The organism is Citrobacter sp. Igbk 16 (assembly GCF_028069755.1).
In the GTDB taxonomy this organism is placed as follows: domain Bacteria; phylum Pseudomonadota; class Gammaproteobacteria; order Enterobacterales; family Enterobacteriaceae; genus Citrobacter.
On record NZ_JANEWJ010000041.1, the window covers coordinates 23465 to 34265 of the forward strand.

At 48.7% G+C, this 10801-nt stretch carries 11 protein-coding genes, 1 tRNA gene and 1 pseudogene; 9 read left to right on the forward strand and 4 right to left on the reverse strand.

Annotation, left to right across the window (positions count from 1 at the left end):
- Positions 1-23: 23 nt before the first annotated feature.
- From NNO03_RS20400 to NNO03_RS20410, 3 genes are all read left to right on the forward strand, one after another.
- Positions 24-293, forward strand: coding sequence for an oxidative damage protection protein (locus NNO03_RS20400; protein ID WP_003027126.1), 270 nt, complete (start codon positions 24-26; stop codon positions 291-293).
- Positions 294-379: 86 nt separating this feature from the next.
- Positions 380-1465, forward strand: coding sequence for a membrane-bound lytic murein transglycosylase MltC (mltC, locus tag NNO03_RS20405; protein WP_137382608.1), 1086 nt, complete (start codon positions 380-382; stop codon positions 1463-1465).
- Positions 1466-1675: 210 nt separating this feature from the next.
- A complete protein-coding gene (locus NNO03_RS20410) occupies positions 1676-2932 on the forward strand; it encodes a nucleoside permease (RefSeq protein WP_271450374.1) in 1257 nt (418 codons plus the stop codon).
- A gap of 56 nt (positions 2933-2988) precedes the next feature.
- On the opposite strand, the gene NNO03_RS20415 is transcribed toward NNO03_RS20410, so the two are convergent.
- A complete protein-coding gene (locus tag NNO03_RS20415; protein WP_271441189.1) occupies positions 2989-5124 on the reverse strand; it encodes an ornithine decarboxylase in 2136 nt (711 codons plus the stop codon).
- Positions 5125-5582: 458 nt separating this feature from the next.
- Between NNO03_RS20415 and NNO03_RS20420 the strand changes: the two genes are divergently transcribed.
- Together NNO03_RS20420 and NNO03_RS20425 are read left to right on the forward strand one after the other, a co-directional pair.
- Positions 5583-6290: a DUF554 domain-containing protein gene (locus NNO03_RS20420; protein ID WP_271450375.1), complete on the forward strand. Its 708-nt coding sequence runs from the start codon at positions 5583-5585 to the stop codon at positions 6288-6290.
- A 105-nt stretch (positions 6291-6395) separates the two neighbouring features.
- Positions 6396-6471, forward strand: a tRNA-Phe gene (locus tag NNO03_RS20425).
- A 77-nt stretch (positions 6472-6548) separates the two neighbouring features.
- On the opposite strand, the gene NNO03_RS20430 is transcribed toward NNO03_RS20425, so the two are convergent.
- The 3 genes and pseudogenes from NNO03_RS20430 to NNO03_RS20440 all read right to left on the reverse strand — a co-directional run bounded on the left by NNO03_RS20430 (position 6549) and on the right by NNO03_RS20440 (position 7167).
- On the reverse strand, positions 6549-6755 hold the full coding sequence (locus NNO03_RS20430; protein WP_271450376.1) for a helix-turn-helix transcriptional regulator: 207 nt from the start codon (positions 6753-6755) through the stop codon (positions 6549-6551).
- Positions 6752-7036 (reverse strand): annotated as a pseudogene (locus NNO03_RS20435) (hypothetical protein); the annotation flags it as partial. The gene NNO03_RS20430 and the pseudogene NNO03_RS20435, both read right to left, overlap by 4 nt.
- Positions 7021-7167, reverse strand: coding sequence for a hypothetical protein (locus NNO03_RS20440; protein ID WP_271450377.1), 147 nt, complete (start codon positions 7165-7167; stop codon positions 7021-7023). The pseudogene NNO03_RS20435 and the gene NNO03_RS20440, both read right to left, overlap by 16 nt.
- Before the next feature lie 289 nt (positions 7168-7456).
- Here NNO03_RS20440 and NNO03_RS20445 point away from each other — a divergent pair, with 289 nt between their 5' ends.
- The 4 genes from NNO03_RS20445 to NNO03_RS20460 form a co-directional block, all read left to right on the forward strand.
- Positions 7457-8239, forward strand: a complete 783-nt coding sequence (locus NNO03_RS20445) for a type IV toxin-antitoxin system AbiEi family antitoxin domain-containing protein (RefSeq protein WP_271450378.1) — start codon at positions 7457-7459, stop codon at positions 8237-8239.
- On the forward strand, positions 8226-9155 hold the full coding sequence (locus tag NNO03_RS20450) for a nucleotidyl transferase AbiEii/AbiGii toxin family protein (RefSeq protein WP_271450379.1): 930 nt from the start codon (positions 8226-8228) through the stop codon (positions 9153-9155). The genes NNO03_RS20445 and NNO03_RS20450 overlap by 14 nt, the downstream gene beginning before the upstream one ends.
- Before the next feature lie 21 nt (positions 9156-9176).
- Positions 9177-9377, forward strand: coding sequence for a hypothetical protein (locus tag NNO03_RS20455; RefSeq protein WP_271450380.1), 201 nt, complete (start codon positions 9177-9179; stop codon positions 9375-9377).
- 194 nt (positions 9378-9571) lie between these two features.
- The coding region (locus NNO03_RS20460; protein ID WP_271450381.1) for a hypothetical protein at positions 9572-10801 on the forward strand (1230 nt) is incomplete at its 3' end.

Below are 10801 nucleotides of genomic sequence, written 5' to 3' on the forward strand. Positions count from 1 at the left end.
CGGTCGATAGAGAGGATTTTTTAATGAGCAGAACAATTTTTTGCACTTTCCTGCAACGCGAAGCCGAAGGCCAGGATTTTCAGCTGTACCCGGGCGACCTGGGAAAACGAATTTATAACGAGATTTCTAAAGAAGCGTGGGCGCAGTGGCAGCATAAACAAACCATGCTGATTAACGAGAAAAAACTCAATATGATGAACGTCGAGCACCGCAAACTGCTGGAGCAGGAAATGATCAACTTCCTGTTTGAAGGCAAAGATGTGCATATTGAAGGCTATACGCCAGAATCATAAGAACCGTTGCCGGATGGCGCTGCGCTTATCCGGCCGACGATTTAATCTGGTCCTTGCCAATAACAAACACAACATGCACTCCCGGAATGATGAAAAAATTTCTCGCGCTTGCCGTTATTGCGCCGTTGCTCATCTCCTGTTCCAGTTCGACCAAAAAAGGCGATTCCTATAATGAAGCCTGGGTCAAGGATACCAACGGTTTTGATATTCTGATGGGGCAGTTTGCCCATAACATTGAGAATCTGTGGGGGTTTAAGGAAGTGCTGATTGCGGGTCCGAAGGACTACGTGAAGTATACCGATCAGTATCAAACCCGCAGCCATATCAACTTCGATGACGGTACAATCACCGTCGAGACCATTGCCGGGACAGATCCCGCCGGACACCTGCGTCGGGCGATCATCAAAACATTGCTGATGGGCGATGATCCGGGATCTATCGATCTCTATTCCGATGTCGATGACATCAAAATTTCCAAAGAACCGTTCCTCTACGGGCAGGTGGTGGATAATACCGGCCAACCGATTCGCTGGGAGGGACGTGCCACTAACTTTGCCAACTATCTGCTACAAACGCGCCTGAAGAGCCGCAGCAACGGGCTGCGTATCATCTATAGCGTGACCATTAATCTGGTGCCAAACCACCTTGATAAGCGTGCGCATAAGTACGTTGGTATGGTGCGTCAGGCATCACGGAAGTATGGCGTTGATGAGTCACTGATTCTGGCTATCATGCAGACCGAATCCTCTTTTAACCCCTATGCGGTCAGCCATGCCGATGCGTTGGGACTCATGCAGGTAGTCCAACATAGCGCCGGGAAAGATGTGTTCCGTTCCCAGGGGCGCTCAGGTACGCCAAGCCGCAGCTTCCTGTTCGACCCAGCCAGTAACATTGATACGGGTACGGCCTATCTGGCAATGCTCAACAACGTCTATCTGGGCGGTATTGATAATCCAACCTCGCGTCGCTATGCGGTCATCACCGCCTATAACGGCGGCGCGGGAAGCGTGCTGCGCGTTTTCTCTAACGATAAAATTCAGGCCGCGAATATTATCAATAGCATGTCACCTGGTGACGTTTACCAAACTCTGACCACGCGACATCCCTCTGCAGAATCACGTCGCTATCTTTACAAGGTCAATTCCGCACAGAAAACCTATCGACGTCGATAATCCCCTCCTCCTCTGCCCGCTCATTCCCGCGGCAGAGGAGGAAAAAGTGTTAACTCCGTCACTATTTTGCTTTGCAATTAGAAATTGTTTGCAAATATTTGTCACAGCTAACAAAAAAAGAGTGTCTCTCATTGATAGAATCACATCATATTGCAACGGCAAATGTGCCTTTTAAAACATCCATCCGCATTACGGTGTGAGGAAATTAACATGAATCTTAAGCTGCAGCTGAAAGTTCTCTCGTTTCTGCAGTTCTGCCTGTGGGGTAGTTGGCTGACAACCCTCGGCTCCTATATGTTTGTCACCCTTAAATTCGACGGTGCATCCATCGGCGCAGTGTATAGCTCGCTGGGGATTGCCGCCGTGTTTATGCCGACCCTGTTAGGGATCGTGGCTGACAAATGGATCAGTGCAAAATGGGTTTATGCGCTTTGCCACCTGGTCGGTGCAGGAACGCTGTTCGCCGCAGCCGAAGTGACCACGCCTGGGGCAATGTTCTTTGTGATTTTGCTTAACTCGCTGGCCTATATGCCAACATTGGGGTTAATCAACACCATCTCTTACTATCGCTTGCAGTCTGCCGGGATGGATATTGTCACCGACTTCCCACCAATCCGTATCTGGGGCACCATCGGCTTTATTCTGGCCATGTGGGCAGTCAGCTTCTCTGGCTTTGAACTGAGCCATATGCAGCTTTATATCGGCGCAACATTATCCGTCGTATTGGTCCTGTTCACCCTGACGCTGCCACACATTCCGGTTGCCAACCAGCAGAAAAACCAGAGCTGGACATCAATGCTTGGCCTGGATGCCTTTGCGCTGTTTAAAAACAAGCGTATGGCCATTTTCTTCATCTTCTCAATGATGCTGGGCGCAGAATTGCAGATTACCAATATGTTCGGTAATACCTTCCTGCACAGCTTCGATAACAACCCGCTGTTCTCTGGTAGCTTTATCGTTGAGCACGCGTCGGTGATGATGTCTATTTCCCAGATCTCTGAAACCCTGTTTATCCTGACCATCCCGTTCTTCTTAAGCCGTTACGGTATCAAGAACGTTATGCTTATCAGTATTGTGGCGTGGATGTTGCGCTTCGGTCTGTTTGCTTACGGCGATCCGACTCCGTTCGGTACCGTGCTGCTGATTCTGTCGATGATTGTTTACGGTTGTGCCTTCGACTTCTTCAACATCTCGGGCTCCGTGTTTGTAGAGAAAGAGGTACGTCCTGAAATCCGCGCCAGTGCACAGGGTATGTTCCTGATGATGACCAACGGCTTCGGTTGTATTCTGGGTGGGCTGGTGAGCGGTAAAGTGGTTGAGTACTACACGCTGAATGGTATCACTGACTGGCAGACGGTGTGGCTGATCTTCGCTGGCTACTCACTGGTTCTGGCCTTCGCTTTCGTGGCTCTGTTTAAATATAAACACGTACGCGTTCCGACTGGCACGCAGACTATCGCACATTAATCTTTATTGATGAAAAAAGGTCACCTAATGGTGACCTTTTTTTGGCCAGATGGCGCTTACTTCACGACATAGCCATACAGGCGCTTAATACCGTCCGCATCAGTCTCACTGTAAACGCCCTGCAACTCCGGCGAAAAGCCCGGCAGCAGGTTCACGCCCTCTTCCAGCGCCAGAAAATAACGCTGTACCGCCCCGCCCCATACTTCACCTGGCACCACGCACAACACACCAGGAGGATAAGGCAATGCTCCCTCAGCAGCTATACGGCCTTCCGCATCGCAAATGCGAACCAGTTCAACATCACCACGAATAAAAGCGCTGTTGGCATCCTGCGGGTTCATCGCCACGGCAGGCAGGCTCGCCTGACGGAACATGGCCTTTTGCAGATCCTTCACATCAAAGCTGACGTACAGTGAATGCATCTCCTGACACAGTTCACGCAACGTGTAGTCCCGGTAACGTACCGGATATTTATTGAAGATTGTCGGCAACACGTCAGCCAGCGGCGTGTCATCTTCAATATGCTGTTCAAACTGCGCCAACATAGCCACCAGTTGTGCCATTTTTTCTGCGCTTTCTGCCGGAGTGAGCAGGAACAGAATCGAGTTCAGATCGCACTTCTCCGGCACGATGCCATTTTCACGCAGGTAGTGCGCCAGAATCGTTGCCGGGATGCCGAACGCCGTGTATTTCCCGGTTTGTGCATCAATGCCGGGGGTGGTTAGCAGCAACTTGCAGGGATCAACAAAATACTGGTCACGCGCATAACCGGAAAAGCCATGCCATTTTTCGCCAGGTTCAAAGCTAAAGAAGCGACGCTCACTGGCAATCACCGCCGTCGGATAGGTTTCCCACGGTTTACCATCAACCACTGGGGGAATAAACGGCTGAATCATCTTACAGCGGGTAAGTATCGCTTTACGGGCCTCAATTCCCAACGCTACGCACTCCGCCCATAACCGACGTCCACTTTCGCCTTCATGGATTTTGGCATTCACATCTAACGCCGCAAACAGCGGATAAAACGGGCTGGTGGAAGCATGCAGCATAAACGCGTTATTCAGGCGCTTATGCGGACAGAAACGCGCCTGACCACGAATATGGTTATCCTTTTTGTGGATCTGCGAAGTTTGCGAGAATCCGGCCTGCTGTTTATGCACCGACTGGGTAACGAAGATCCCCGGATCGTTAGCATTCAGCTCCAACAGCAGCGGTGATCCATCAGCCATCATCGGGATAAATTGCTCGTAGCCAACCCATGCGGAATCAAACAGGATGTAATCACACAGGCTACCGATCTTATCGATCACCTGGCGGGCGTTGTAGATTGTCCCGTCATAGGTTCCAAGCTGGATAATCGCCAGGCGGAACGGACGCGGCTGGTCAGCCTTTTGCGGTGCGACTTCACGGATTTGCTGGCGCAGATACGCCTCATCAAAGCAGTGTTCATCAATGCCGCCAATAAAGCCAAACGGATTACGCGCCGCTTCCAGATAAACCGGTGTCGCCCCCGCCTGGATCAGCGCACCGTGGTGGTTCGACTTATGGTTGTTACGGTCAAAAAGCACCAGATCGCCACGCGTCAGCAGCGCATTGGTCACCACTTTATTTGCTGCAGAGGTCCCGTTCAGCACAAAATAGGTTTTATCGGCGTGGAAGACTTTAGCCGCAAACTTTTGTGCATGCTTCGCGGACCCCTCATGAATCAGCAGATCGCCGAGCTTAACGTCAGCATTGCACATATCCGCGCGAAACAGGTTCTCGCCAAAGAATTCATAGAAATGACGACCCGCAGGGTGCTTCTTAAAAAACTCGCCATGCTGGTGTCCAGGGCAGGCAAAGGTGCTGTTCCCCATTTCAACATACTGCGTCAGCGTGTCATAGAAAGGTGGCAGCAGATCTTCCTCATACCGACAGGCGGCAGACTCCAGTTCCAGCCAGTCCTGCGCATTGCCGCAGATAACCGCCTCTACGTCGGCGGGTACATCCACGTTGGTCTCTGAAAATATAAACACCGGTAAGTGAAACCCGGTGCGTTTTAGCAAAGCCAGGATCCCGCTGCGGCTGTCCGCAACGGTAATGACGACTGCCGCGACGTCAGTAAAATCGGTACTGTCCAGCGTCACCACCTTGCGATGAGTAGACAGACGAGAAACCAGTTCACCACTGGCGGCAATATTCATTGATTTCATAAGCGCAAAAACCCGTATCGGGAGAATCAAAAGTCCCGGGCAAAGCCGCATTGCTATGCCCCTCGAAATGACAGGTCAAACTGGTCACCAGCCCCGACCGCCAGACATCAGTAAAAGCAGATAGCCTCTGATTTTACTGTTATCCTGCAGTGAGCGTGCGCTGCCGTCACCGCATGGTGAGAGAATAAAGAGATGTCGCAGGAAGGGGCAAACGTCGCGCAGAAAGGTGATGTAAGGGTAATAATAACATCCCAGGCAGCCCCATTCAGACAGGAGAAAATTCGCGCAATCATGGCAGCTTTCACTATCAGGCGCAAGATAAAATCCAGTGCATAGACCTCACAGATAAACAAGCATTCTATCGAATATTAGCGTCATAATAATGCATTCTGAAAACATAATTATACCCAACTCATTTCATTTAATATCAAGATGATAATAGGTATGCAGGAGCGAATGTGGTAATCGGACCCTTTATCAATGCCAGCGCCATTTTACTCGGTGGCGTTCTTGGTGCGCTGCTCAGTCAGCATTTACCAGAACGAATTCGGGTCTCTATGACCTCTATTTTCGGGCTGGCCTCGTTAGGCATCGGTATCTTACTGGTCATCAAGTGCGCCAATTTGCCGGTGATGGTGCTGGCAACGCTGGTCGGCGCGCTGATCGGCGAGTTCTGTCATCTGGAAAAAGGCATTAATACCGCGGTCGCCAAAGCACAGAAGCTTTTCACCAAATCGGATGTCAATGCAACACACGAATCTTTCATCCAAAGCTACGTGGCTATCATCGTGCTGTTTTGCGCCAGCGGAACCGGGATCTTCGGGGCGATACATGAAGGGATGACCGGCGATCCTAATATTTTAATCGCGAAGTCATTTCTCGATTTCTTCACCGCTATTATCTTCGCCTGCTCGCTAGGAATCGCCGTATCTGCCATTTTCATACCAATGCTGGCAATCCAGCTGACGCTCGCCACCTGCGCGGCTCTGATTTTACCGCTGACAACCCCAGCCATGATGGCTGATTTCAGCGCGGTAGGCGGACTGCTGTTGCTGGCGACGGGTCTACGTATTTGTGGAATCAAAATGTTTGCGGTGGTGAATATGCTTCCCGCCCTGCTACTGGCAATGCCGCTTTCCGCAGCATGGACGGCATTTTTTGCCTGAGAATGCGTGCAATACCAGCAATGTGGTGATAGATTGTGCAGTCTGCATTGATTTGAAGAAATTTCGTTGACGAAACGAGGTGAATCGGGTTTAATGCGCCTCGTTGCCCGGATAGCTCAGTCGGTAGAGCAGGGGATTGAAAATCCCCGTGTCCTTGGTTCGATTCCGAGTCCGGGCACCACTATTTAGAAGAACCAGCCTACGGGCTGGTTTTTTGCTTTCTGGGGACAGAAACTCTGAGCCCCATCCCAGCCCCGGCTATCTATATCGCGAAGGCCAGATTTGCTCTGCCGCCACACCCAACGCTTCAGCGATCAGCCTTTCCCCCTTGGGCCAGTGCTTTATCAACGCATTTGCCAGCGTGGAGGACGCCAGCCCTGATTTGCGGGAAACGGCGGACAGCGACGTCCCCTGTTTTTTCAGCGCCGCGATGATGTCAGCAGAATGCCAGTCCGGTTGCATCATGCCGCCACCCCGTCAATAAACTTCACGCCGTCGGCGGTTCGCAGCCAGCGCGGGGCTTTCATTTCTGCCGCAAAATAGTTGATCAGGTCATACAGCAACCAGCTAAGGAATTTCTCCGTTTCTGAAGAAAACCCCTGCCCCGCCAGCGTTTGCGTCAGGGTAAGGCAATAATTACAAAGCTCTGTGCATTCGGGCCCAAACTGAGGGGAATTCGCCGGAAGAGTATCAACGGTCAGGCTTTCAACAAGATGGGGCGGAACGGGCTCTAACAGCGGGCGGAGGTGAAGATCTCAGGGAAGATATTGGTTTCTTTGTCCCACGTTTGCGTTTTGAGCGACTGGTAGCTGTAACCCAGCCTTATCAAATGCAGAATGACGGGAATTTTTACGCGGGTATCTTCGGTGAATTTCATCAGATTCTCTTCTTATCGTTTTGCCACGCCCTGAGCCCTGTACAACAATTAGCACAGGGACAATACACTACGCTTGCTGTTTCACTTTGAAGCTATGTTACACGCCCCACGTTAGCTGACGAATACATTTAGCCCTACTTTTCTGTAATGATTTATAGTTTATATTTTATAAAAAATGTCGATTTATAATCGACAAATACGAAAATCACCAAACCGAATGTTGCGATAAAATCACTTTCGGTCTAAATTAGTTTGATAATTTACGTATTTGTCCATCCAGAGGCGACATTTGCCAAACTATCTAAACTGGCTGATGCAGAACACCCTCCCCGGTCAGGTGTTGCTCCAGTCATGGCTTACCCACAACGGCATAGACCGTAAGCTTTCCTACCTCTATGTCCAGAATGGCTGGCTCAGGCGGATCGCACACGGCGTATACTGCCGGACGGGCCGCGAGCCCGACTGGATGGACGCGGTTTACTGCCTGCAAACACAGTGGGAAAAACCGGTTCGCGTGGCGGGGCTGACCAGCCTTGCGCTACAGGGCCATGCCCACTATACCGAACCGGGTAAACCACAGGTCTGGCTCACACTTCCGGCTTATACCAAACTGCCGGGATGGTTCTCCGCTTTCGAACGAACCGCGACGTTTGTCACGCTGTATACCTCTGGCCTCACCGTTGATGTAACACCATTTACGACAACACTGAATATCGGCGATCAACAGTTAGTGGGCAGCGTCCCGGAACTGGCCGCGTATGAGATCGCCTGCGGCGTTCCTGCATTGATCTCGTTCGAACATGCCGATGCCTTATTTCAGGGGATGAACCTTCTCAGCCCACGGAAATTACAGACACTGCTCTGCGCCAGCCATTCGGTTAAAACCAACCGGGTGATGCTCTATCTTGCCCGGCGCAATGCGCATCCTTATTTTCAGTATCTCGATCAAAGCGGTATAGAAACAGGCTCGGGAAAGCGACAAATTGTTCCCGGCGGCTGGCTGGAGCCGGATTATCAAATAACCGTTCCCCGCGCATTTAAACCGGAAGAAGTCGAAGATGGATCTGCGTGATAGTTATGCCCGACAGGTCAGGCTATTAATGACTGCCCTGCCGCATGTGGCAAAGGAGTCCTGTTTCGCCCTGAAAGGCGGCACGGCAATCAATTTGTTTATGCAGGATTTCCCTCGCCTGTCGGTAGATATCGATCTGGCGTATAAGAGCTTTGCAGATCGCGATACCGATCTGGCAGCCATCAATGACGCCTTGATACGTATTACTGAATCGCTGAACGGCAGACCGGGGATCACCGCTATCCGGCAGGAGAATAAAGCGGATGAAAAGCGCATCATCGTCAACACCGCCGACGCGAAGATAAAGATAGAGGTTAGTCCGGTCTGGCGTGGACTACTGTTGCCACCAACAGAAATGCCAGTATGTGAACAGGTGGAAATGGAATATGGCTTCACCACCATGAATGTCGTCTCGCTGGCGGATCTTTACGGCGGTAAAATCTGCGCCGCACTCGACCGTCAGCATCCGCGCGATCTGTTTGACGTGCTGAATATGCTGGAAAAGCCGGGCCTGACGCGCGAGATCTTTGACGGTTTTCTTTGCTATCTGGCAGGCCATCCCCGCCCCATTGCCGAGCTGTTGGCACCAAACTGGGATACAGCGCGGATCGCGATTCTTTACGCACAGGAATTTTCAGGAATGACACAGCGGGTAACATCGCTGGAGTCCCTTTTATCAGTAACGACTTTGCTGCCACAAACGCTGAAATCACATCTTACGGACGGAGATCGCCAGTTCTTGCTCAGCTATAAGCAAAATACCCCTGACTGGTCGCTGTATCGCTATCCTGAAATTCAACACCTACCGGCTATTCGCTGGAAGCTGCGAAATCTGGCGGTACTGAAGGATAAGAATCCGGCCAAGTATGCGGCGGCGGCGAGCAAGTTAGAAAGAGTTCTGGAGCAGTATTTTTAGTTCTAGTTCTGAGAGAATGAATTGAAAGATGATGCTTGGTTGTCTCAACTGCTCCATGGTGACATCACTCTCTACTTGCTGATTTTTCATGATAACCATCAAAAAACAAAGCGATTTTATATGGGGGGCATGGGGGCGCTGTTTGCGAGAAATTTCAACAAAACCAATAACAAACAGCACATTATTCGTGGATATGATTCCGAGTGCGGCACCACTATTTAAAGAACCCAGCCTAATGGCTGTTTTTTTACTTTTGTATTTTTTTCACGCATTGCTTAACAGGCACATCCTCAACATCCCCCTGAAATCACTTTTCCTTACCAAACATAAGTGTTATTAATACATAAAATTGTTTTAATACTAATCTATGCTGGGAATAACTGGCATACATTTTCATCTTAGAATAGGAATATTAGATGAGTAGGTTTGAAGATGTACAAGAACAATTAAATGTTTTAAGTCCTATCCCTGTTAATATGCCAAAACTTTATTTGTTTGGTGATACAGGGGCAGGAAAAACAACAATTGTAAGGAAGATGCTTGGAACTCATAAGCTAAAATTCCCTTCTGTTCAGCAAAAACGCACCACGGTTGCCATAACAGAATATGTTTTAAGTAAAGACCTTCCATACCAAGCGACATATATATTCAAACCAAAATCAGTAATAGAAAACTCAGTGTCAGAAATTTTAGAAATTGCAATACAAAATGCATATTTAGATTATAAAAAAGGTCAATCATCTAAAGATTCCATTGTAGAATATCTTGAAGAAACCCCAGACGAACGCTTCAGACTAAAATACATTCTCACTATAGAACAGAGAGAAGAGGTCGCATCAACTCTCATTGAGTTTATTTCCCACTTTCATTCAACCGTTGATAACATCACAGTTGAATTGCAAGGTGATGAAGACAGCATATCTATCGATGAAGATATTGGAGTAATCATTGAACTTGCTATAGATAGTAATAAAGAAAAAATCGATGCAATACGTACTGACATACTCCAATTTATAGAATCAAAAGTTTCCAATATCTGTGATGGGCATGAACTTTTCTCAGATAAAAACTTCTATCAAACCAAATCAGACAATTTAAACGACTTTATTGAAAAAGCGAAATTGCTCTTATCAAGTGCAAGAGGTTCTATCTCTCCAATTGTCGAACATGCCAGACTACAGGGCAACCTATTGGCTACATGGCTCCCATCTACTACTGAACTTGTGCTTATAGATGGTGAAGGTATTGGACATGACACACGGGAAGCAAGCCGACTATCTCCCAGGCATTTAGATTATTTTCATTTAGCTGATTCTATTGTGTTAGTAGAAGAAAGCAGGAAACCTTTTGCATCAGGTGGCAAAAGTGCAATTGAATCCGTAGTCAGGAATGGCTATACAGACAAATTCCAACTTTTATTCACAAAACTGGACGAAGTAGAAACAGATGAAGATGAAAGTGAAGAATCTCCTAGGATAGAAAAAATCCGAGCAGTTAAAAAGGGGCTAACAAATGTAAGGAATGCATTAAAGGACAATGGTGCAGAATTAATTTTATCAGATGATCACATTCATTATCTTTCAAAAATGAATGCAGAAGATATTGATACGGCTAGCATTCAGGAAATAATTTGTATTATAGATTTG